Here is a 21,836-nt window from a genome sequence, read left to right as displayed (position 1 = left end):
CGCTCTGGCGAGCGTCGCTATCGGGCACCCTGCACACTCCCGCACCGGACGCGTCGTCAGCGTTCCGCCACCCGCGACGTCAGCGTGGCTGCCAGCAAAGTCATTTGAATCAACTGGCCCAGCACGTGTGGTTCCAGCGACGGCAGTTCCGAAACGGCAACCCCGTGCCCATTCCAACGCTGCCGATCCAGCTCCGATTGAATCTGTTCCAGATGGATGTCGGGCACGGTTTGGCGATGCGGTGCGGACGGGCGCTTGCCGCCGATTTGGCGCGACGGCCCGCCGGTCACGGGATTCGATGGCTCGTCCGGCAGCGCCTGCAGTGATTCCGCAATCAGGGCGTCGGTGCGAATCGATTTCACCAGCAGGTGATGAAAGGCCGTGGGGCCACCCTCCTCGATGCTGCCTTTTGCCGGATCGAGGTCGATACCGATCAAGTCGCGCTGCCCCAACAGAATCGGATCGCTTCTCCGCGAGGCTGCCGATCCGGGAACCCGACGCCAGACCTGGCGGATCCAGGCGGCCAACGATTCCAGCGAGCGCTGCCAGATGACCGTGGCGCCTTCACCTTGTTGCTTCGGCCCCGTCCATTGCGCAAAACCCGAATAGCGGATCACCGCGTTTTCGCCGGGCGATGCCTGGCGGAAATGATCGTTCATGTGCGCGGCCCCGACCAGCAGTTGGATGCAGTCCAGGCCCAGGAACGCGGCCGGCAACAGGCCCGCCGGCGTCAGCATCGACCCGGGGCCATCGATTCCGTCGGGAATGTGAAGCGGCACTTCGCAGCCGAGCTGACCGGTCAGTTGTTCCAGCGGGGAGCCGTGACGGGTGATCGGAAAGACATGCCGCATTTGCGTCGCGGCGTCTGGGCCGTGTTCCGCTTCCGGCAGGTGGATGAGCAACGTCTGCAAAGCGAGCTGGGTCGGGGCATGTTCCCCTTCGGGATCGATGACGATCATCCCCCACCGGCTTTCCGCCGGACTGTCACCGTAGCCGCCCGCCCGCAGCCGCTCCAGCAGCGACTGCATGGCGTCGTTGTCCAATGCGTCATCGGCGAAGTACAGACGCGGCTTGCTGCCGCGCGCGGCCCGCGAAAGCTCGTTGTGGTACGGATCACAACTGGCTTGGAATAGTGCTCGCGCCGGCAGGCAGACTTCGGGTGGTCCGAGCACAACGACCGCATCGATTTGATCGTGCAGGCCGTTGGCGATCCGAAAGACCTCTCCCAATTCGCTTCGTTCACGGTGGGCTTCGTAGGAAAGCAACAGCTGTTCCGGCAGCGCCGCGAAGGTGGTGTCCGCGGGCAACCTGCCTTGGAGGGATTCCTCCGGGCGAGCGGAATACGCCAATTCGTCGACCAGTTCATCGCGCAGCGGCGCGAGTGACCGGCAAAGCATCTCCAGGCCGTCGCCGCTCGGGCCGGCCAGGTCGCAGTTGAATGGAATCAGTGGCATCGGGGTTCGCAAATTCGGTGCGGCACGCGTTATTCGCCGGCGATGGAGGCGGGAGGTTGGAGGCCGTGGGGGGACCGTTCGTCCGACGGTGTTCGCCGGTTCGGCCGGTATTGTGGCCATCGAGTGGCAGATTCAAACCCTATTCGCGATGCGGAAGCCAATTCCGACGTCAAGGCACTTTGGAGGATCGGCGGCTGGCGTTAACATTTCGGGCGTACCCCCACCGCGGTCGACCAGAAGACCCCGGGTGATCATCGAGGGTCTCCGGCAGTCGGTCCGCCATGCGGCGCGTCCCGGTGGGCGATTGGGAAATGTCGCACCGCCAACGTTCGGTTCCTACGGAAAGGCGGCGATCCGGTGACCAATGCAGGGGGCCAAAGGCCTCAAATGCCGGCCGGCTGCGGCGGTTGACCGCCACGCGGTGAGCCCGCTTGCCGACGCAGTCATGTTCGCAGGCTGCGTCCCCCACTTCCTTCCTCCAGCAGACGAGTTTTGAACCTGTGAGCCAGCTCCGACGAAAACCCGTTGTTCTGATTGTTCGTGATGGTTGGGGACACAACCCGTATCCGGAATGGGACAAGGCCAACGCGATCGTGCTGGCCGAGACGCCGGTCGCCGACAAGTTGATGAAGACGTATCCGAATGTGTTGATCAAGACGTCGGGGGAAGATGTCGGGTTGCCCCACGGCGTGATGGGCAATAGCGAAGTCGGCCACCAAAACATTGGTGCCGGTCGGATCGTCGACCAGGAAGTCATGCGGATCACGCGTTCAATCCGCGAAGGCGAGTTCTTTAAGAACAAGGTGCTGCTGGGGGCGCTAGAGCATGTGCGCCGAACCGGTGGCAAGTTGCACGTGTTGGGATTGATGTCGGACGGTCGGGTCCATAGCGATTTGGATCACGCGCTCGCGGTCGTCGATCTGTACAAACAAGCGGACCTTCCGGCCGACGGATTGGTGATTCACGCCATCACCGACGGCCGCGATACGTCGCCGACCGGGGGTCTGGGATACGTCAAGAAGATTCAGCAGAAGCTGGACGCCGAGGGTGTCGGTCGGATTGCGACGGTCGTGGGCCGGTTCTACGCAATGGACCGCGACCTCCGCTGGGACCGTGTGAAGTCGGCCTATGACGCGCTGACCCGTGGTGCGGAGCGAACGGCAAAGAGTCCGGCCGAGGCGATCGAGGAATACTACGAACATCCCACCGAGCCAAGTCGCAGCGGTGACGAGTTCATTGAAGCCACGTCGATTTTGGATGCCGACGGAAAGGCCTCGACCGTTGCCGACGGCGATGCGGTCGTGTTCATCAATTACCGAGGTGACCGGACGCGCGAGTTGACGAAAGCCTTTGTCTTTGACGATCAGGCCTGGTCTGAAATTGACGGCGGCGGGTTCGACCGCGGGAAAAAGATCGACGATCTGTATTTCGCCACCATGACCGGCTACGAAACCGGCTTGCCGGTGAAGGTGATTTTCGAAAAGCCGCCGAAGATGCCGAACATCTTGGGGCAGTACATCAGCGATCAGGGGCTGACACAGTTTCGCTGTGCGGAAACGGAGAAGTACCCGCACGTGACCTTTTTCTTCAACGACTACCGCGATGATCCCTTTCCCGGCCAGTACCAGGAAATGGCGCAATCGCCCCGCGATGTTTCCACGTACGACCAAAAGCCGGAGATGTCCGCTGCGGAAGTCACCGGCTATGTGCTCAAGGAAATTGAATCGGGACGGAGCGATGTCTTGATCGTCAATTTTGCCAACGGCGACATGGTGGGACACACCGGAGTGTTGGACGCGGCGATCAAAGCGGTCGAGACCGTGGACCATTGTGTCGGGCAGATTGTCGATGCCACACTCGCGGCGGGCGGTTCGCTGGTGATCACCGCCGATCACGGAAACTGCGAACAGATGACGAATCCGGAGACCGGCGGGCCTCACACCGCGCACACCACGTACGACGTGCCGCTGATCGTGGTCGAACCGGGATTGGAAGGCCACGAACTCCGCAAAGGGGGACGGTTGGCGGACATTGCCCCGACCCTGCTGGCCCTGTTGGGATTGGAGAAGCCGAGTGAAATGACCGGGGAAAGTCTGGTCAAACTTTGATCTCCCGATCACGGAGTTCCTTGCGGCGAACGACTCGTGATGGGGTTGCGGGCTGTCGCATTGACGTGCGCTGGTCCGAGTCCCGGTGCGCCACGATTGCCGCTGCGGTGCGGGTGACAACCCGCCGCGACCTTGGTAGGTTCTTTTCCGGCAAAATCGCCGACCATTTGGATCCAAGTCACCTCGACCAACGAAGCCGAAACGACCATGAGCGACTCCGAACCCAGCATCGTCTACACCTTCACCGATGAAGCTCCGGCGCTGGCGACTTTCTCCTGGTTGCCGGTCGTTCAGGCGTTCACTTCCGCGGCCGGTGTGAGCGTCATGACCAAGGACATTTCGCTGGCCGGTCGGATTCTTGCCAGCTTCCCGGAGTCGCTTTCGGAAGATCAGAAACGTGAAGACGCGTTGGCTTGGCTGGGCCAATTGGCGAAACGCCCCGAGGCGAACATCATCAAGTTGCCAAACATCAGCGCGTCGATCCCGCAATTGACCGCGGCCATCAAAGAGTTGCAGGCGGCCGGCTACGCGGTCCCGGATTTTCCATCGGATCCGCAAACCGATGCGGAAAAAGACATCCGCGCCCGCTACGCTCGCGTCCTGGGCAGCGCCGTCAACCCGGTTTTGCGCGAGGGCAACTCGGACCGTCGGGTCGCCGCACCGGTGAAGAAGTACGCCCAAGCCCATCCCCACTCGATGGGCGCCTGGCAATCGGATTCGCCGTCGCACGTTGCCCACATGAGCGACGGAGACTTTTATGGCTCGGAAAAATCGGCGACGCTCTCCAGTGGCGGCTACCTGAAGATCACGCTCCGCGCCAGCGACGGGACAACCACGGTACTGCGAGATTCGGTTTCGGTCGACGAGGGCGAGGTGGTTGATGCGGCGACCATGAACGTCGCCAAGTTGCGTCAGTTCTTTGCCGAATCGATTGCCAAAGCACGCGACGCCGAATTGTTGCTGTCGTTGCACCTGAAAGCCACGATGATGAAGGTTTCCGATCCGATCATGTTCGGACATGCCGTCAGCGTGTATTTCGGTAACGTCTTCGAGAAGCACGCCGGGACCTTCAAGCAGCTTGGCGTCGACCCTCGCAACGGCGTCGGCGGTTTGATGGCGAAACTGGACGAGCTTCCCGAGTCAGAAGCAGCGGAGATCCGCCAGGACCTGGACGCCGCGTATCAGCACGGTCCGGATCTGGCGATGGTTGATTCCGACCGCGGGATCACGAACCTGCATGTGCCCAGCGACGTGATCATCGATGCTTCGATGCCCGCCGCGATTCGTTCATCCGGAATGATGTGGGGGCCCGACGGCAAATTGCATCCGACCAAAGCCATGATTCCTGATCGTAGCTACGCCGGTGTCTATCAGGCGGTGATCGAGTTTTGCAAACAGCACGGCGCATTTGATCCGGCGACGATGGGAAGCGTCAGCAATGTCGGACTGATGGCGAAGAAGGCCGAAGAATACGGATCGCACGACAAGACGTTTGAAATCCCGAAAGACGGTACCGTCGTTGTGACCGATTCCGACGGGAACCTGATCTTTGCTCACGACGTCCAAGCCGGCGACATCTGGCGGATGTGCCAAACGAAAGACGTTGCCATCCAAGACTGGGTGCGATTGGCCGTCGAGCGGGCGCGCCTGACCGGGTCTCCTGCAGTCTTTTGGCTCGATGAGAATCGTGGCCACGATGCGGAGTTGATCGTGAAGGTCAACGAGTACCTGAAGGATCACGACACCGACGGACTGGAAATCCAGATCTTGTCACCGGTCGACGCGACGTTGCACGCCTGCCAGCGGGCGCGGGAAGGAAAGGACACGATCGCCGTCACGGGCAACGTGCTGCGAGACTATCTGACGGACCTGTTCCCGATCCTTGAATTGGGGACAAGCGCCAAAATGCTGTCGATCGTTCCGCTGCTGGCCGGCGGAGGGTTGTTTGAGACCGGGGCCGGTGGCTCCGCTCCCAAACACGTCCAGCAGTTTGTTTCCGAAGGACACTTGCGATGGGATTCGCTGGGTGAATTCCTGGCGCTGGCCGTTTCCCTGGAGGATTTGGGAAGAAAGACCGGCAACCAGAAAATCAGCGTGCTGGCCGAATCGCTTGATGCGGCCACCGAAGTCTTTCTGACCAACGACAAGTCCCCGTCACGCAAGGTCGGTGAACTGGACACGCGAGGCAGCCATTTTTACATGGCTCTGTACTGGGCTGAAGCGATCGCGTCGCAGACGTCCGATGCGGCCCTGGCGGCTCAGTTCGCGCCGGTCGCGAAGGCCTTGCGCGAAAACGAAGATCAGATTGTCCAGGACTTGAACCAGGCTCAGGGCCACGCCGTCAGCCTGGGGGGATATTTCCAGCCGGACTGCCAGAAGGCCTCCGACGCGATGCGGCCCAGCAAAACCTTCAACGCGGCGATGGAAACGCTGGCGTAGCTGAAGCGGCGAGGTTCGGCGGGTTTCGAATCGCGTGGACAATTCGGTTACCATGGGGCGCCCAACCGATCCTGCGACGTCCGTCTCGGGCTTGTCTGAAAATGGGTAGCGACGCTCGCCAGGGCGTGGCTTTCCGCGACGGGGTTTTGATAGTTTTCAGACAAAGTCCAGCGGCATCGCTTCCGCGAACCCCCTGACCAGCCCCCGATGCAATGGCCCCAGTTGCCCGATTACGGATGTCTGTTGCGGTGGCCGGAGAACGGCCAGGGCTTCATCCATCCGGACGACGTGGCCGTGGCGACGCAGTTGATTCCCAGCCCACGGGTTTTCAGGCGGGTGCGGTTCGATCAGGTTTACTATCACTACACCTATGGCCAGCAACGGTTTCGGTTGCGCCCCGTGATGTGGTTGCCCGTTCGTTTCGAAGGCATCGACATCGGTGACCAGGTGGAAACCGTCGGACTGGGGCTGGAGCGTGATCGCTTCGTTGCCCATGTTTGGGGCATGTACTACGTCCGGCGAAAAGGCTGTATCCTTTACCGACTAAGGCGGGGGGATCAGGTCGTCGCCAAGTTGATGGCCGCCCATCAGATGCGCGTGTTGACCGATAAGGCGAAGATCCGCCCGCAAGTGACGCAGTATCCGACGCCCCGCTGGGACGGCAGCGGAGAGACATTCCCAGATTCTTCATTCGACGAGTGAGCACCGATGCAACTTGGTTTCATGACGGCGATCTTGCCCGACCTGGATCTTGAAGGCGTCCTGCGGACGGCGCAACAGATCGGTTACGAGTGTATCGAGGTGATGTGTTGGCCGAAGGGAAAGGCGACGCGGCGGTACGCCGGGATCACTCACATCGATGTCGCTTCGCTGGATCCCACCACCGTCGACCAAATCCGCAACCGGCAGGACGAAGCCGGGGTTCGGATCAGTGCCCTGGGATATTACCCGAATCCGTTGACGCCCGATTCGGAGGAGTCTGAGCGTTCGGTGGCTCAAATCCTGGCGGTCATCGAAGCCGCGTCGAAGCTGGGGATCGGCAAGATGAACACGTTTGTGGGGCGTGATTGGACGAAAAACGTCGACGACAACTGGCCACGGTTTTTGGAGGTCTGGAAACCGATCATCGAGCATGCGGAGAAACATCAGGTCCGCGTGGGAATCGAAAACTGTCCAATGTTCTTTACCAACGATGAATGGCCCGCGGGGAAGAATCTGGCGCATTCGCCGGCCATTTGGCAACGGATGTTCGATGACATCAACAGCGACCATTTCGGACTGAACTACGATCCGTCGCACATGATCTTCCAGCAGATGGACTATCTGTCACCGATGCGTGAGTTTGCCGACAAACTGTTCCACATCCATGCCAAAGACGTGCGGGTCGATCGCGCGAGGCTGGATCGTGTCGGGATTCTGGCCAACCCCAACGAATACCATTCGCCCAAGCTGCCCGGAATGGGAGACGTCGATTGGGGGAAGTTTTTCTCCACCCTGACCGATACGGGGTACGACGGACCGGTATGCGTCGAAGTGGAAGATCGCGCCTACGAGGGTTCTGACCAGAATTGCCTTCGTGCGCTCCAGCAAAGTTACAACTTCTTGCGAAGCTATGTCGTTTGACTTCGCGGCAATCTGATTGATTCGAATCTCGCCCCATGCCACGGACCCGCCTTGTCGGCGGCTTCGGCATTTGGGCACAGGTCCTCTCACGGAATAGACAAATGGAAGCTTGGCCGATTGGTGTTTTTGCGTCGGTGGATGCCGGACTGGGTGTGAAATGGAACGTGATCGAGGAACTGGGGTTACCGACCATCCAGCTGCATGCTCCCCACGGGGACAAACGCGATCAGAAAACAGCGCAAGGTCTTCGCAAGCAACTGGATGATCTGGGCGTACGCTGCACCGCCGTCTTCGGCGGCTTCGATGGCGAAAGCTATGCGGACATTCCGACGGTCAAGAAAACGATCGGTTTGGTGCCGCACAAAACGCGTCAGAGCCGGTTGGACGAGATGCGGCAGATCGCGGACTTTACCAAGCATCTCGGTTGCGACGCGGTGGCGCTGCACCTGGGCTTTATTCCCGAAGACGCGTCGACGGCGTTGTATGACCAATTGGTCAAAGCCACCAGTCAGTTGTGTGACCACTGCGCCGGCAACGATCAGTTCCTGCACTTGGAAACCGGCCAGGAAACCGCCGAGGGACTGTTGGAATTCATGGCTTCGGTCGGTTGCGAGAATCTGAAGATCAATTTCGACCCCGCCAACATGATTCTCTATGGAACCGGGGAACCGATTGCGGCCCTGCGAAAACTTTCTCACCACATTCGCAGCGTGCATTGCAAAGACGGAACCTGGAGCGACGAGCCCGGGGTGACCTTCGGCAAGGAGGTCCCGTTGGGCAAGGGCGACGTCAACATTCCGCTGTACCTGAAAACCCTGTTCGAGATCGGATACACCGGTCCGCTGACGATCGAACGTGAGATCCCCGAAGACCCGGTGCGTCAGAAACAGGAGATTGGCCAGGCGGTGGAGTTGCTTGAGGCGTTGCGGACGCAATACCTGGGCTGAGGTTGTTGTCGGTCGCCAGAACAGGGCAGATCTGAAGACGGATCGCGACGCCCACCCTCGAGTGGCGAAGCGACGGCAGCACCCTGCCGTCCGCGGCGCAAACCGACGGCAACGGCAATCACGAGCAGTCACGCATGCGTTCGCGCAGCGGGGCGATGATTTCTCGTGGAACGAACTTTGCCAATTGGGAATCGTCGTCACTGACCCGGGCGATTTGCTTCAGCAGCGAACTGCTGACGTGGGCGAATCGCTCGTCGGCCATCAAGAAAACGGTTTCGATTTCTTCGTCCAATTGTCGGTTGGCCATCATCATCGTGAATTCGCCCGCGATGTCGGTCAGCGGTCGAATGCCGCGGACCATGGTTCGCGATCCCAGCGAACGGACGAAATCGACCGCCAGCCCGTCGAAGAATTGAACGCTGACGTTTTCCAGATCGTCGGTGACCGCGCACACCAGGTCACGTCGCTGGTCGGGGCTGAACAGGGACTGCTTAGCGGCGTTGATGCCGATGCCGATGACCAACGAATCGAAAAGGCGACTGGCACGATCGATGATGTGCAGGTGACCCAAAGTAATCGGATCGAAGGAACCGGTGTAAACCGCGATGCGGGGAACAGTCATGGACTTCGTCCGGGAGATGATTCGGTGGGGGTACTTGCAACGGCATCGACCAGGCGCTGCAAATCACTTGAGTCGTTGTAGGCGTGGATTCCCGCTCGGACGCCGCCATCGCGACAACTGACCACGCAACCCTGATCGAGCGCGCGTCGCCGGACCTCGGCCGGGTCTCGGTCAGGGACTTCGAAAGTCACGATCCCCGACCGTTGGGCGTCGGCATCGGGCATCCGGGTTGACACGCCGATGGCGGCCAATCGATCCGTGAGTCCCGATGCCAGGGAGACCACCCGATCGCCGATCGCCTTGGGACCGTGGGCCCGACGAATCGCCAAAATGATTCCCAGGCTGGCGCTCAACGCGGCCGATCCCGGCATGTTAGCCGAACCCGGTTCAAATCGGGCCGCGGACGGGCGGAGCGTGAATTCCGGCTGTGCGTAGTTGAACGTGTTGCGAACGCTGTTCCAGCCCACCGTCGCGCACCGCAGGGTATCCAGGTGCCGTTTGCGGATCACCGCGACACCCAAACCTTCCGGGCCGAGCATCCACTTGTGACCATCGGCGGCTAGAAAATCCACATCGGTGTGGCCCAGATCCAGGTCAAAAACGCCCAAGCCTTGGATGGCATCGACAAAGACCAAAATGCCCCGGGCATGGGCGCGGCGGACGATTTCGTCCAAGTCCGCGCGGAATCCGCTCCCATAGCCGACCCAAGACAGCGCGATCAACCGTGTGCTGTCGTCGACATGGGCAAACAGGTCATCGGCTAAGACACGTCCGTCTCGACGCGGCACGACCCGCAGCTGGACGCCGCGGGATCCCTGATTCTGCCAGGGGAACAGATTGCTGGGGAATTCACCGTCGGGGATCACCACCGAATCGCCTGGCTTCCAGGGGAAGCCTTCGGCGACCAGACTGATGCCGGTCGAGGTGTTTGGGACCAGGCAGATTTCTTCGCTGGCGGTCCCCACCAGCTCGGCAAACTGGCCCCGCAGCGTTTCCACACGTCGGGCCCACTGGGGCCACACGGTATCGCCCTCGGTCTCCGCCTGGGCGGCATAGGTTCGGAGCGCATCGGCGGCGGGCCGCGACAACGGTCCCACGGCGGCGTGATCCAGGTAAGCCCACTTTTCGGTGACCGGCATCTGGCGACGCCACCAAAGCCAGGGATCGGCCGCGAGCAGCGGGTCGGAGCCCTGCTGAGCAGTGGTCGAGGTCATGTGGGGTGGACGAAACGCCCCTCCAAACGGAATTTACAGAAAAATTGAGCCAAAGCTAGGCGATCTGTGGTCCCGGTAAACTAGCGATATAGCGTAGGCTTGGGAAAGACCAGACTTCCTAACTATACTGCGGGCCCGAAATGCCCGCGATTGGATGCTCGCGGATGCAAACTTCCCCTTCACCGACTGTATTCGAGGTTCGCTTGATGCCCAAGGCACTTTGTCTTTTTAGCCTTGTCGCGTCGATCTTGGTCGTCAGTCTGTTTCTTCTTGACGCGGTCGCCGGACTAGCGGGAATGACGTCGCTTGCCCCGCTGGGTTACGCGAGTTTGATGATGGACATCACGTTTGTGGTCCTGGGGGGCATCCTCATCTATCTCAGCTGGTCCACCTACCGCGAGCAGCGATAGCCGCTGGGCAGAGACGGGCAACGCAGCGGGCGAGGCTGAAATCTTCGCAGGATCGCCCCGGCACGAAGGCTGTTTTGACGCCCGTCGACCAGTGCGTGCGGTGAGATCAGCACAGGACGCTGGCGGAGCCAGTTCTCAGCGCGTTCCCAGGCGGGAGCCCGGGAACGAGGCAAACGGATGCCGGAAGCGTCCCCAGTCCGTTGCCGCGAGCAGCCAGTTCGGCCGGCATTCGATCTTGCGTTCTGAAGGGGGAAATTGGGATCTTCCGGCAAGGCTGGGTACCACTTTCCGACGCGTTGATTTGCCCCGTGACGAAGATCGATCGCTACATCCTGGTGCTGTTTGTTCGGACCGTCGCGGTCTGTTTCGCGTCACTGGCCGGCATCTTTGTGGTTTTTCACGCGTTCACCAACATGAACGATCTGGTCGATCTGGCCGCCCAACGGCGGACCGGATTGGTTTCCGTGATGGCCAGTTTCTACGGTCCCTATCTGTTGCTGTTGTTCGACTGGACGGGGGCGATCATCTCGCTGATGGCCTTGCTGTTCGTCGTCGGATGGCTGCGGCGGACCGGCGAGCTGACGGCGACGCTGTCCGCCGGCATTTCACACGGGCGCATTTTCCGATCGATGATCGTTGCCGCGTTGCTAATCTTGCTGGTGCAGTTGGCCAGCCGCGAGTTTTTGTTGCCGACGATGCGCGACGCGCTGGCCTTGAAAAGCAAAGACTTGTCCGGCGATGACCCCCAACCAATTCTGCCCAGCTATGACCGGATGAGCGGGATCTTGTTGGAGGGCGAAGCGATCCGTCCCCGCAGTAATCTGATTGTCGCACCGCATTTCAGGCTGGACGGAGACTACGGAGAATTCGGTGAGATCCTGGCGGCAAAGTCGGCACAGTGGCTTTCCGCCGATTCGACGCATCCGCAGGGCTATCTGATGCGGGGAGTTCGCTTGCCCGAACGCGTCGATCAGCTTGCTTCGAAAAAGATGGCTGACCGCGTGGTCCTGATGACCAGCCGGGACCATGACTGGATCCAGCCGGGGGAATGCTTTGTGGCGACCACGATCAATACCGAGATCCTGCAGACCGACCAGTCATCGACGCGGTTGTGCAGCAGCGCGCAACTGTATCGCCGGTTGACCAACCCGGCGGTGCACAACAGCACCGCCACCAGTGTTTTGTTGCATGAGCGGATCGTCCGTGTCCCGCTGGACTTTGCCCTGTTCCTGCTGGGATTGCCATTGGTGGTCAATCGACGCGGACGCAATCTGTTCATGATGATTGGCGCCGCCCTGGGCACGGTCGTTTTCTTTTTCGCGTTGAAGACCATCGCCGGTGCCATGGGCAGCGGCGGATACCTGATCTCTCCTCCGATGGCGGCCTGGATGCCGCTGCTGATTTTGGGACCGTTCGCCTACGTGCACCTGCGCGAAGTCGAAACGGTATGAGCCCCGAAGACGTGTCGGTGGTGATCCCGGCGTTGAACGAGTCTGAGAACGTGGTGCGGGCGATCGAATCGGCGCGGCAGAACGGTGCGGGCGAGATCATTGTGTGTGACGGCGGCAGCAGTGACGGGACCATGGAAGCCGCCAGGCGGACCGGGGGCACGGTGATCACCTCGCCGTGCGGTCGCGGACGACAGCTGCGCGCCGGTGCTGCGGCGTCGACGGGGGCATTCCTGCTGTTCTTGCACGCCGACAGTTGGTTGTCAGACGCGTGTCTGCCGGAGTTGGTCCAACGGGCGAATTCGATGGAACCGTCGCGTGTTGGGCAGGAAGGCCAACGGTTTTGGGGCGCATTTTGCCAACGCATCGGAGCGGACGGGTGGATGTATCGGGCGCTGGAGCGCGGCAACGCGGCCCGGGTGCGTTATCGCGGGCTGCCGATGGGGGATCAGGCGATGTTCGTCTCGCGAGCGTTCTACGATCAAGTCGGCGGCTTCGCCGATCTACCGCTGATGGAGGACGTGGATTTATCGATCCGCTTGCGTCGTTCCGCCTGGCCCCAGTTGCTTGTTGGTCCAGTCCACACCAGCGCTCGTCGCTGGGAAAAGCGAGGAATTGTGCGTCAAACGTTGCAGAATTGGGGAATTCAGCTGTTTCACGCCTGCGGAGTTTCCGAGCAGCGGCTGCACCAGTGGTACCGATGAATTCACCCACGCGAATGTCCGGTAGCACTTGCAGCAGACCGCAGCGATCTTAGAATCAAAGTTGAGGACAACGCGTGGGCCGCTCCCGCGCGGCGTGATTACCCGGATGAACACGCGATCGCGTTTGAAACTTTGCGAGGTTACCGTTTTGCTTACTGAAGCCACCGTTGAGAAGATGTTCCGCAAATTGATCAGTGACCCCAACCGTGGGGAAGGGAAATTTGATGAAGCGGAGGATCTGCTTGACGAAGAGCTCCGGCCGGAAAGCCCGTTGCGGCACCGCCTGAGTCAAGAGCTGGAAGAGTTGCGCGAGCTTGCTGAGAAGTCGTAGCCGCTCTTTCGGGGCCAAATGAAATTCGCGGCTGAGGTCGCAACACGAAAAAAGCCGCGACGGAACGAGTCCGCCGCGGCTTTTCTCATGCACCATGGATTTGCCGAATCGCTTAGCGATTCAGTGTCAGTCCGAATGTCGCTCCGAAGAGCAGCAGGTCCTGATCGTTGTCGCCGCCCGCGACCGGATTGCGGAAGTCCAGCGGGCCACCCCGCCACAGTCCGTCCGCGACGTCGATCAGTTGGAACCCGCCGCGAATCGAAATCGAACGCGTCAGTTGGTAGGCGATTTCACCGCGGACGTCAAAGCCCAGCAGGAATTCTTCGTTGCGGGTGTAAATCGGCTCGGTTCCGTAGTTGATGATTCGTTCGACGTCGTCGCCGATCGCCGGATCATCGTCTTGGTAGACCGTGATTTCCTGCGTGGTGTTGGTGCGACTGCACTGAAAGTTCGCACCGCTGAAGACGCGGAAGTCGGATGAGAACATGAACCGGTCGCGAAACTTCGTGTAGCGGAAGCCGATTTGGCCGGTGATTGCTTCATTGTCCGTCCGGGCCTGTGCCGTGGTCAGTTGCTCGGCAGCGGATCCGTAGATATCAATCAGCGGCGGGTCGCCGCCGGGAATCAGCGGCGGATCGCTGGAACTGATCAACGTTTGACGTGCATTGAGGTCTTCGATGCGGAACCAGCGGATGCCGATCATCGGTTCCAGAATCCCACCATAGTGGTAGGGCTCCAACCGCCACGTCTTGCTCAATTCGTAGCTGTCAAAGTCGAACACGTTCTCGGTGTCCTGAATGTCGATGAACCGCCGGTTGTAGCCGATGTTGTTGGCGTCGCCCGGAATCGCCTCGAAGCCGAACGGCGGGGCGGGGTTGGTCGCGCCGCCGTCCAACTCGTCCAGGTTGGCTCGGTTCAAGCGTTCTCGACGCACCGTGAAGAACTGGCCGACGTCGGCGTCGACCCAGCTGAACAACCAGCCGTTGTCTTCGTCGGGCAGCATGTAACCGATTTCATAGCGGTGACCCCAACCGCTGTCCATCTTGGTTTCGCCGTGGTTCGGATCCGCCAATTCCGGGCGGGAGCCGTACAGGTTCAACCGGTCGTAGGTTGCGAACCAGCCCGTGTTGGCACGATGTTTTGGCTTCATGTCCGCCAAATCCATGTCGTAGATCGGCTCGAACCAACGCCAATCGGGGTCGAACGCAAATGGATCCGCCGGAGGAACGTGCTCTTGGGCTTGGGCCGAAGCCATCCCGCACAGCATCACGAGGGATCCGAAAATCTTAGCCGTCAGCTTCCGTACCGACATCGCTGGTCCACCGTCTTAATGAAGTCGTCCGTATCGGTTGCCGGGAAGGACTGGAGCCAGCCCGCCAACAACCTTCGTATGGTGCATGTGCCGAATTTCCGCGTGTCTGTCCACAAAGATTCGGTCGTGACGGTCTTATCGGACGGGGCGGTTACCGGGGCTTAGTCCGATTATCGCCAGAAGTGGCAAAAGTCCGAGAATCTTTCGAACCGTTACAGTTTCACATGGCCGCCCAAAGGCGGTTTTGGCCGCAAATGACAGGGATTTGGGGCTGAAAGGTTCGCTCGCGGTCACGCCAAACTGGACTCGAATCCAGGCGTTCCTATCTGCTACGGCAGCCGCTACTCTCGCGGTTTACTTCTTGCCCAGGGCCCGTTTGGAGGCGAAGAAGTCCGTCAAGATTTGGCCACACGGGGCCGCCAACACTCCGGCGACCACCTCGGCCCGATGATTCAGTCGGGGGTCATCAAGCAACTGGTACAGGCTGGCGACGGCCCCCGCCTTGCGATCCGTTGCCCCGTAAACAACGCGGGGCACTCGCGCCTGGAGAATCGCCCCGGCACACATCGGGCACGGTTCCAGCGTGACGTACAGGGTGGTGTTTTCCAGACGCCAATCGCCCAGCGACGCCGCGGCCTGAGTGATGGCGATCATCTCGGCGTGGGCGGTCGGATCCTTCAGAGATTCACGTTGGTTTGCCGCCGCTGCGATGATCTGGTGCTGGTGGACGACCACCGCTCCCACCGGGACCTCATCGGATTGGACGGCTTGTTGGGCAAGTTCCAAAGCCCGCCCCATGAAGTGCTCATCAACCTGCTGCTGCGAGATCACTTCGGAGCGTCCTCCGCCTTGGCCAGTTCGGACGGATCCAGCTTGCGGATCTGTATGTTGCGGATTCTGGAATCGGATTCAAAATTCGCGATCCCCAGGGGCGTGCAGGGATCCATTTCAAATCGAATATCAAAATCATGTCCTTCGCGGGGATGATCAAAGATCAGCGTGTCGTCGATCCAGACGGTGATCTTGGTTGTTTCCACCCGCACCCGGGCGTGGTACCAACGTTCGTTCTCGAACGCCTGGAACATCGTGGTGTTGTTGTCGCTCGCATCGCGGCCGTCGATGCTGCTGATGCCGGTGATGCCGCCACCCCAGCCGCCCAGAACCAAACTGACGTGTTCGTCGGCGACCGGGAAGGTGAAGGCGCAGAGGAAATCGAAGCCCTTGTCACGGCGGCAATCCCACTGCAATTCGTAGTTGTCGCGAGGGACCGGTTTGACGTCGGTTTGATCGGTGGCGTCCGGCTTTCCCACCGGACCGGACCAGACGACGCCGGTCAGGGGAGATCCGTATCCCAAGGTGATTGTGCCGTCTTTGATTTTGATCTCTCCGTCGCCTCCGAATTCACACGGCTTCCAGTGATCTTTCAGCGATCGCCAGGGTGTCTTGGCCGGAGTGGTTTTTTTTGCATCCTTGGCGTCGGAATCCGATTTGGTGGAGGCGTCATCGGCCGGTTCGGCGACTTGCTCGCCCGTCGCGGGGGCTTGCGCCATGCTTTCACGCCCTGGGGGCAACCACACCACGGTTCCCAAAAGCGTCAGCTTGATGAAGAAAAAAACGGTCCGGGGGCGGGGCAAACGATTCACAGTGGGTTCCTCAGACTGCCGACAGATTGCATAGTGTCGTGGACGGTCACGGCCATTCTGATCACGCGGACTCAGGCTCGCACATGCGTCCCATCACAGGCATCACGATACTCGGCATTCGCCTCGGCGTCATCGTGGTCGGGCTGTATTGGCTGACGCTTTTCGTCGGGACGCACCTGCCGGCCGGACGTGCCGTGGGACCGCAGATCAACGACAAAGTCCTGCATTTCAGCGGTTTCTTTCTGCTGTCTTTGCTTTGCTGCTATGCCACCCAGTCCTCACCCAACGATCGCCGGGGAACGGTCCGCCGATTCGCCAAGATCGCCGGTGGCTTGGCCCTGTATGCGGCGATCGATGAATTGACGCAGGCGTTTTCAGTCGGTCGAACGACCGATGTGCGAGATTTTCTTGCCGACGTCGCGGGAACGGTGACGGCGATCGCCGTGTACCTGCTGCTGCGAACCGCACTCAGGCGACGTGCCACCCACCGGCAAGACCAGGGCACCCAGTGGGAACCGAGCGAATCGACGACACGGCGATCGGCGTGAGCTGCTTTTGTGGGACAATTCCGCAGAGCTCGATCTAGCGATCAATGTCCAATGTCAGGCGTTCTCTGGTTCACCCTCCCGCGAGCGGGAGGGTCGCGGAGGAGCCCCGCGACGACGCGGGGAGGGGCATTGCGGACATGCTTGATTTCATCTGGTTGTCGTAGACACCCTCCCCAAAGGCTCGTGCCTCACCTTTGACCCTCCCGGAGGGAGGGTGATCTCAAAAAACACGTCATTTGCCGACTCAGAAAACTGCACGACCTCCGAGCGGGAGGGTGAAGTGGCGAAACGCGGGTCACAAATTCTGACTGGATGAGCCAGCTAGCGGCGGTGGCCGGTCACGCTATTTCAGGCAGTGGATTGATTCAGGCAGGGAGAGTTTGGACTCACCTGGCGGGTGGTCACCGTCGGGTCATCCGGCTGGTCGTTACGCTGGTCGGCGGAGTTTGAAACGCCGTCCGGTACCAGGCAAGCCTGCTCCCCCGGATCGGAAGGATCGTCGGATTTCAGTTTCAGCTTTGCAATCTTCTGTCGCAGGACTCGACGCTCCCTTTCAAGCTCACCCAATTTCTTCTCCAGCTTTTCGATGCGTTTCTCGTCGCTGACGCGGAGAATCCGCTCGTGCAAATCAAACAGCACCAAGACGCGAAACGCTTTCAGTGCTGTCCCCCGCAGCCGGTACGCTCTGGCCAGATTGGTCAACTGTTGGATCCGCATCACCTGGGTCAGCCGCATCGTTTGGGCCAGGCTGAGCGATCGCAAGAACGAGACAAACGGCAGCACGATGATGGCCAGGTCCAACCAATGCCGCTTGCAATAGTCGAGTTTCTTTTCGGCAACCGAGATCATCAGAATGAACTCAGCGGCGAAGGCGAACCAGATCAGTCCTGTCGCGAAGTGCAGCAGAGCGCGCAGCCAAGCGTAGGCGGCCACCTGGTCTTTCAAGAAGAACTCGATGATCAGGATCGGCATGATCATCAACGCGATGGCCATCATTGGGACGCTGAAGTGACGTTCCAGCTGTCGCTGCAACCGTTGACCACTTTGTCGCCAACCCAACCCGGGAAGCCAAATGCGCCCGTGCATTTCGGGGCTCCTGGCCCCCATGCGAAGTGCCGGGCACAGGCAGAACAGCAGGCTGCACCAATGCTGTCGTCGCGTGGATCGATTCCAAGGCCGCGTCAACCAGTGGGCCACCGCTTCGGCGATCACGACCAGCCAGATGCCGGCCATCATGACCAGCACCACCCGGTCCAATCGACTTGGCATGTCCAGCAACCAGTCGCTGTCGGCCAAGTGCTTTGGATCAACCAGTCCGCGGGCGCGCTCCAGAAGCGCGGGGACATCGACCCAGAAGACGATCAGAAACGCCACGCCTGCCAGGTACAGCACCGACAGCGTGAACATCAACACTTCGTTGCGTCCGGCGAACCATCGCAACCAAGCCGATTTGTCGAAACGCTTCTTCATTTCGGCTCCGGGGGCGAGGACGATTGCAGATACCGGATCGGGCGAGCGACGAAACGATCGACGCGCTACCAATCCTAGCATGCCGGAAGAGGCCGGCCCAAACGTCCAGGCACCATCGGTCCCCACAACGGGGCGCGCCCCGGCGGAACGCCGTCGGGGTCAAAAACCGCAGCGTTTGCGGCAAAAAGCGGCCGCTACTCTTCCTTCGCCTTTTCTTTCAGGACCAATTTGGGCGGCAATTCTTTTCCCTCGGGAATGAATTTCATGGAAATCGAATTGACGCAGTGACGAGTATCTTTGGCAGTAAACTTCTCGCCTTCGAAAACGTGCCCGAGGTGTCCCCCGCAGTTGGCGCACAGGATTTCGGTGCGAAAACCGTCGGCATCCGTTTCACGACGAACCGCCCCCTCAATCTCATCGTCAAAGCTCGGCCAGCCGCAGTGACTTTCAAACTTGTCTTTGCTGCGATACAGCCGAGCGTTGCATTGACGACAGATGTACGTTCCCGGGTCCTTGGTCATCGTGTAGCCGCCGGGCCCCGGAGGTTCGGTTCCCTTGTTCAAGATCACGTAGGCCGCGTCGCGTGTCAGCTCGTTGTAGTTTTCGACCAGCTGGGATTCCTGTTGTTTCGCATCGCTTGCCATCGACTTGGTCTCCTTGTTCGCGGTCGGACTTGGTTCTTTCTCGGACTCGGCCGAATCCGTTTTGGGGCCAGCCGGTTTGGTCGCGGCGGTTGCTTCGGCCTCCGGCTGGGACGTCGTTTCCCCTTCCGCGGTCGCCGATGTCGCCGGAGTTTCCAACGAATCGACCCCCGCAGCCGCTTGCGTCACCGGGACATCGCTCTCAATGTTGACTTCGGAACACCCGAGCAGCATCGCAAATCCGGCGCAGAACAAAATGCGAAGCGATCTGGCGGCCAGGCCAGAGAGGTCGGTGTGACGGGTGTAACACGGTTTGAAACGCTTCATTGCTAAATCAACCATTTTCGAATTCGTAGGAAAGACGTGCCGGCGATCGGCCTCATTCTCCGTTGCGGCACTGACATTATTGTAACGCAAACACCCCCGGATCATCCGGTGATGAATCGCTCCTTGATCAAACGCCAGATGAACAAGATCGCTCCGGTCATTCCGGTCAACGCGACGAACAACCACAGCAGCACCGGTCCCAAAATCGCCAAACTGGTCAGAAACCAGCCGTTGAACAACGGATCCCACATCAGAATCGTCAGCAGGGTGCCCAGGCACAGATAGGGGCCGAAGGGGACCCGAGACTCACGCGTGATGATGAAATAAACCAGGACGATCAGGACGGCCGCGATCGGGGCCAGGAAGAATCCCAAGATCGCGCCCTGCCAGCCCAGAAACGCTCCGATCATGCACATCAGCGTCACATCGCCAAAACCCAGGGCTTCAACCCGCATCGCTGCGCTGGCCACGATCCGAATCGCCCACACGACGCCGCCACCGATCCCGAGTCCGATCAGCGACGAAAGCAGGCCCAACCAAGGCTGGCCACCGATGCCGAACACGACGCGGATCGACACCAATCCGGCGACCCACATGCCAAGCAGCAGCATCCAGGTACGGTGTCGGACCAGTCCGGCAAAGAAGAATTCAATCGCCTTGGCCAACCCGCGTCGCAAAATCAGTCGGCGGTCGGCCAACGCGAAACACCACAAGGTCCAAATCCCCGCACCGGTCCACCAGCCCTGGGGCCCGAACCATTTCGGTGCGAGCAAAAAGGGCAATTCAAAAGTGACCGGACGGGAACCGGTGGACGTGGTCGCGGGCAAAAACACGAAGACTGACACGGCGGCAAAGGTCAGTGCCATCAGTGTGCCCGGCACAGTCACCAGGTCCGGAATCGTTTGCTCGTCAAAGTCGATGAATGTCGCGACGACCATCAGGGTGACCAGCACCAGGTGCGACGCAAAGATGGTTGTCGCCCAAGGCTCGAACGCTTGGATCGACGCCGGGATTCGCATGCCGATCGGAAGCAATGCACCGGTTTGGGTCTCAAACCAATAAAGCGCAGGGATCCCGATCGCCATCGCGACCTCGATCAACATCGGGCGGATCCAGAATCCGCGGCCGTGAACTGGCGATTCACGGCGCAAGGCGAACCAGCCAAGGATCGGCACGCGATCGGTCGGTTTCCGCGGGGCGGCCTGAGCGTCCGGTTTTCCCCAGGGATCGATCGGTCGCGGAAACCAGCAGTATCGGTAAATCGCGTGGTTGGATGCCGCTGCCAGCACCATCCCGATGATGGACAGCAAGGCCAATCGCAGTTCGAGCGGCAGCGAAATCCAGAAGTTGATCAACGATTCTTCACTCGAGACAGAACAGAAAAGGGGCAGGGAACGGGAGTTCCATTCGTCGCGGTTTCGCGGGCGGCGGAGCGGCTGACCCGCGACGTCATTAGCGCCACCGGCCGCACATTGTTTAATGTACGGGACGAAACAGGAACCCCCACTTGCCGAATGCATCCCATGGCCGCGCCCGAAACCCTCCGCTTTGCCGGTGATTCGCTGATTCTGATCGACCAGACGCGACTGCCGGATACGCTGACCGAGCTGACCTGCACGAACGTCGATCAGGTCCACGACGCGATCCGCCGCCTGGTGGTCCGCGGGGCTCCCGCGATTGGTATCGCGGCCGGTTACGGCGTCTGCCTGGCCGTGCCGCAGGACGAACCGGCCGACAAGGAACGCTACCGTCAGGCGATCGAATATCTTGCGACCAGCCGTCCAACCGCCGTCAACCTGTTTTGGGCCCTCGATCGCATGCGGCGGATCGTCGACGACACTGAAACGGCGGATCTGAAAGAGGCTTTGCGGGCCGAGGCGCACCAGATCCACGAAGAGGATCGACAGATGTGCCACCAGATCGGTGAGCACGGAGCACCCTTGCTGGCAGCGTGCCGCAACGTGCTGACCCATTGCAACGCCGGGGGGCTGGCGACGTCGACTTGGGGTACCGCGTTGGCGCCGATCTATCATCTGCATCGCGATCAGAAGGCGCCCCACGTGTTTGCTGACGAGACGCGTCCGTTGCTTCAGGGCGGTCGCTTGACGGCTTGGGAACTATCCCAGGCCGGCGTCGCGGTCACGGTCATCACCGACTCGACCGCCGGTTCGTTGATGCGTCAGGGAAAGATCGATGCCGTCATCGTGGGTGCCGATCGGATCTCAGCAGCCGGGGACGTGGCGAACAAGATCGGTACGTACTCGGTCGCCGTCCTGGCAAAGCACCACGGCCTGCCGATGTACGTTGCCGCCCCAACAAATACGTTCGATTTGACGCTGCCCTCCGGCGACGAAATCCCGATCGAGCAACGTCATCGCGACGAGGTGGCGTGTGTGGGCGACGTGCAGATCGTCCCTGACGCCGCTGGCGTCCTGAATCCGGCGTTTGATGTGACGCCGGCGGAGCTGATTGCGGCAATCATCACCGAGCGGGGCGTGATCCGGCGTCCGGATCAGAACAGCGTGGCGGAGCATTTTCGCTCGGCCGATCGACGGCCAAATGCCGTCTCGAAGTGACGCCCAGCAATTCAAAATC

The 21,836-nt window shown here is 60.5% G+C and carries 20 protein-coding genes; 11 read left to right on the top strand and 9 right to left on the bottom strand.

Features of this window, described 5'->3' with window-relative positions:
• Positions 1–56 precede the first annotated feature (56 nt).
• Entirely contained in the window at positions 57–1,454 is a 1,398-nt protein-coding gene (locus tag FYK55_RS04695; RefSeq protein ID WP_150075198.1) for a hypothetical protein, read from the bottom strand.
• 500 nt (positions 1,455–1,954) lie between these two features.
• On the opposite strand from FYK55_RS04695, the gene gpmI reads away from it, so the two are divergent.
• The 5 genes from gpmI to FYK55_RS04670 all read left to right on the top strand — a co-directional run bounded on the left by gpmI (position 1,955) and on the right by FYK55_RS04670 (position 8,571).
• Complete coding sequence (gpmI, locus tag FYK55_RS04690; RefSeq protein ID WP_150075197.1) at positions 1,955–3,562, top strand: 2,3-bisphosphoglycerate-independent phosphoglycerate mutase; 1,608 nt, start codon at positions 1,955–1,957, stop codon at positions 3,560–3,562.
• A gap of 207 nt (positions 3,563–3,769) precedes the next feature.
• The gene (locus tag FYK55_RS04685) at positions 3,770–6,001 is read left to right on the top strand and encodes an NADP-dependent isocitrate dehydrogenase (RefSeq protein ID WP_150075196.1); all 2,232 of its coding nucleotides are present in this window, start codon (positions 3,770–3,772) and stop codon (positions 5,999–6,001) included.
• A 207-nt stretch (positions 6,002–6,208) separates the two neighbouring features.
• Positions 6,209–6,703 (top strand): hypothetical protein, encoded by a 495-nt coding sequence (locus FYK55_RS04680; protein ID WP_150075195.1) that lies wholly within the window; start codon positions 6,209–6,211, stop codon positions 6,701–6,703.
• A gap of 6 nt (positions 6,704–6,709) precedes the next feature.
• Positions 6,710–7,624: a sugar phosphate isomerase/epimerase family protein gene (locus FYK55_RS04675; protein WP_150075194.1), complete on the top strand. Its 915-nt coding sequence runs from the start codon at positions 6,710–6,712 to the stop codon at positions 7,622–7,624.
• A gap of 101 nt (positions 7,625–7,725) precedes the next feature.
• The gene (locus FYK55_RS04670; protein ID WP_150075193.1) at positions 7,726–8,571 is read left to right on the top strand and encodes a sugar phosphate isomerase/epimerase family protein; all 846 of its coding nucleotides are present in this window, start codon (positions 7,726–7,728) and stop codon (positions 8,569–8,571) included.
• A 118-nt stretch (positions 8,572–8,689) separates the two neighbouring features.
• Here FYK55_RS04670 and coaD read toward each other — a convergent pair whose 3' ends face one another.
• Together coaD and FYK55_RS04660 are read right to left on the bottom strand one after the other, a co-directional pair.
• Positions 8,690–9,193 carry a pantetheine-phosphate adenylyltransferase gene (gene coaD / locus FYK55_RS04665; RefSeq protein WP_150075192.1) on the bottom strand — a complete coding sequence of 168 codons (504 nt, stop codon included), beginning with the start codon at positions 9,191–9,193 and terminating at the stop codon, positions 8,690–8,692.
• Positions 9,190–10,407, bottom strand: a complete 1,218-nt coding sequence (locus tag FYK55_RS04660; RefSeq protein WP_235908417.1) for an aminotransferase class V-fold PLP-dependent enzyme — start codon at positions 10,405–10,407, stop codon at positions 9,190–9,192. The genes coaD and FYK55_RS04660 overlap by 4 nt, the downstream gene beginning before the upstream one ends.
• A gap of 164 nt (positions 10,408–10,571) precedes the next feature.
• Here FYK55_RS04660 and FYK55_RS04655 point away from each other — a divergent pair, with 164 nt between their 5' ends.
• From FYK55_RS04655 to FYK55_RS04640, 4 genes are all read left to right on the top strand, one after another.
• Positions 10,572–10,817: a hypothetical protein gene (locus tag FYK55_RS04655; protein WP_235908416.1), complete on the top strand. Its 246-nt coding sequence runs from the start codon at positions 10,572–10,574 to the stop codon at positions 10,815–10,817.
• A gap of 308 nt (positions 10,818–11,125) precedes the next feature.
• A complete protein-coding gene (locus FYK55_RS04650) occupies positions 11,126–12,268 on the top strand; it encodes an LptF/LptG family permease (RefSeq protein WP_150075190.1) in 1,143 nt (380 codons plus the stop codon).
• Complete coding sequence (locus tag FYK55_RS04645; protein WP_150075189.1) at positions 12,265–12,969, top strand: TIGR04283 family arsenosugar biosynthesis glycosyltransferase; 705 nt, start codon at positions 12,265–12,267, stop codon at positions 12,967–12,969. The genes FYK55_RS04650 and FYK55_RS04645 overlap by 4 nt, the downstream gene beginning before the upstream one ends.
• A 106-nt stretch (positions 12,970–13,075) precedes the next feature.
• Positions 13,076–13,300, top strand: coding sequence for a hypothetical protein (locus tag FYK55_RS04640; protein WP_235908415.1), 225 nt, complete (start codon positions 13,076–13,078; stop codon positions 13,298–13,300).
• Between the two features lie 112 nt (positions 13,301–13,412).
• Here FYK55_RS04640 and FYK55_RS04635 read toward each other — a convergent pair whose 3' ends face one another.
• The 3 genes from FYK55_RS04635 to FYK55_RS04625 all read right to left on the bottom strand — a co-directional run bounded on the left by FYK55_RS04635 (position 13,413) and on the right by FYK55_RS04625 (position 16,255).
• A complete protein-coding gene (locus FYK55_RS04635) occupies positions 13,413–14,612 on the bottom strand; it encodes a hypothetical protein (protein ID WP_150075188.1) in 1,200 nt (399 codons plus the stop codon).
• A 354-nt stretch (positions 14,613–14,966) separates the two neighbouring features.
• Positions 14,967–15,443, bottom strand: a complete 477-nt coding sequence (tadA, locus tag FYK55_RS04630) for a tRNA adenosine(34) deaminase TadA (protein ID WP_261344945.1) — start codon at positions 15,441–15,443, stop codon at positions 14,967–14,969.
• Positions 15,440–16,255 (bottom strand): 3-keto-disaccharide hydrolase, encoded by an 816-nt coding sequence (locus tag FYK55_RS04625; RefSeq protein WP_150075187.1) that lies wholly within the window; start codon positions 16,253–16,255, stop codon positions 15,440–15,442. Before FYK55_RS04625 ends, tadA begins: the two co-directional genes overlap by 4 nt.
• A gap of 83 nt (positions 16,256–16,338) precedes the next feature.
• On the opposite strand from FYK55_RS04625, the gene FYK55_RS04620 reads away from it, so the two are divergent.
• The gene (locus FYK55_RS04620; RefSeq protein ID WP_150075186.1) at positions 16,339–16,803 is read left to right on the top strand and encodes a VanZ family protein; all 465 of its coding nucleotides are present in this window, start codon (positions 16,339–16,341) and stop codon (positions 16,801–16,803) included.
• Positions 16,804–17,151: 348 nt separating this feature from the next.
• Here FYK55_RS04620 and FYK55_RS04615 read toward each other — a convergent pair whose 3' ends face one another.
• The 3 genes from FYK55_RS04615 to FYK55_RS04605 form a co-directional block, all read right to left on the bottom strand.
• Positions 17,152–18,273 carry a prefoldin subunit gene (locus FYK55_RS04615; RefSeq protein WP_150075185.1) on the bottom strand — a complete coding sequence of 374 codons (1,122 nt, stop codon included), beginning with the start codon at positions 18,271–18,273 and terminating at the stop codon, positions 17,152–17,154.
• A gap of 194 nt (positions 18,274–18,467) precedes the next feature.
• A complete protein-coding gene (locus tag FYK55_RS29580) occupies positions 18,468–19,241 on the bottom strand; it encodes a methionine-R-sulfoxide reductase (RefSeq protein WP_235908414.1) in 774 nt (257 codons plus the stop codon).
• A gap of 101 nt (positions 19,242–19,342) precedes the next feature.
• A complete protein-coding gene (locus FYK55_RS04605; protein WP_150075184.1) occupies positions 19,343–20,596 on the bottom strand; it encodes a prepilin peptidase in 1,254 nt (417 codons plus the stop codon).
• A gap of 168 nt (positions 20,597–20,764) precedes the next feature.
• Here FYK55_RS04605 and mtnA point away from each other — a divergent pair, with 168 nt between their 5' ends.
• Positions 20,765–21,817 carry an S-methyl-5-thioribose-1-phosphate isomerase gene (gene mtnA / locus FYK55_RS04600; protein WP_150075183.1) on the top strand — a complete coding sequence of 351 codons (1,053 nt, stop codon included), beginning with the start codon at positions 20,765–20,767 and terminating at the stop codon, positions 21,815–21,817.
• The last annotated feature ends 19 nt before the right edge of the window (positions 21,818–21,836 follow it).

Origin of the sequence: Roseiconus nitratireducens (assembly GCF_008629675.1) — a bacterium.
GTDB lineage: Bacteria > Planctomycetota > Planctomycetia > Pirellulales > Pirellulaceae > Stieleria > Stieleria nitratireducens.
The sequence above is the reverse complement of the archived record's forward strand: the minus strand, read 5'-3'. Positions and strand labels throughout refer to the sequence as shown.

Bases quoted from the DNA above. Each gene is read 5' to 3' on its own strand.
- FYK55_RS04695 (WP_150075198.1), bottom strand. From the start codon at position 1,454: ATGCCACTGATTCCATTCAACTGCGACCTGGCCGGCCCGAGCGGCGAC.
- FYK55_RS04685 (WP_150075196.1), top strand. From the start codon at position 3,770: ATGAGCGACTCCGAACCCAGCATCGTCTACACCTTCACCGATGAAGCT.
- FYK55_RS04680 (WP_150075195.1), top strand. From the start codon at position 6,209: ATGCAATGGCCCCAGTTGCCCGATTACGGATGTCTGTTGCGGTGGCCG.
- FYK55_RS04675 (WP_150075194.1), top strand. From the start codon at position 6,710: ATGCAACTTGGTTTCATGACGGCGATCTTGCCCGACCTGGATCTTGAA.
- FYK55_RS04670 (WP_150075193.1), top strand. From the start codon at position 7,726: ATGGAAGCTTGGCCGATTGGTGTTTTTGCGTCGGTGGATGCCGGACTG.
- coaD (WP_150075192.1), bottom strand. From the start codon at position 9,193: ATGACTGTTCCCCGCATCGCGGTTTACACCGGTTCCTTCGATCCGATT.
- FYK55_RS04660 (WP_235908417.1), bottom strand. From the start codon at position 10,407: ATGACCTCGACCACTGCTCAGCAGGGCTCCGACCCGCTGCTCGCGGCC.
- FYK55_RS04655 (WP_235908416.1), top strand. From the start codon at position 10,572: ATGCAAACTTCCCCTTCACCGACTGTATTCGAGGTTCGCTTGATGCCC.
- FYK55_RS04645 (WP_150075189.1), top strand. From the start codon at position 12,265: ATGAGCCCCGAAGACGTGTCGGTGGTGATCCCGGCGTTGAACGAGTCT.
- FYK55_RS04640 (WP_235908415.1), top strand. From the start codon at position 13,076: ATGAACACGCGATCGCGTTTGAAACTTTGCGAGGTTACCGTTTTGCTT.
- FYK55_RS04635 (WP_150075188.1), bottom strand. From the start codon at position 14,612: ATGTCGGTACGGAAGCTGACGGCTAAGATTTTCGGATCCCTCGTGATG.
- FYK55_RS04620 (WP_150075186.1), top strand. From the start codon at position 16,339: ATGCGTCCCATCACAGGCATCACGATACTCGGCATTCGCCTCGGCGTC.
- FYK55_RS04615 (WP_150075185.1), bottom strand. From the start codon at position 18,273: ATGAAGAAGCGTTTCGACAAATCGGCTTGGTTGCGATGGTTCGCCGGA.
- FYK55_RS29580 (WP_235908414.1), bottom strand. From the start codon at position 19,241: ATGAAGCGTTTCAAACCGTGTTACACCCGTCACACCGACCTCTCTGGC.
- mtnA (WP_150075183.1), top strand. From the start codon at position 20,765: ATGGCCGCGCCCGAAACCCTCCGCTTTGCCGGTGATTCGCTGATTCTG.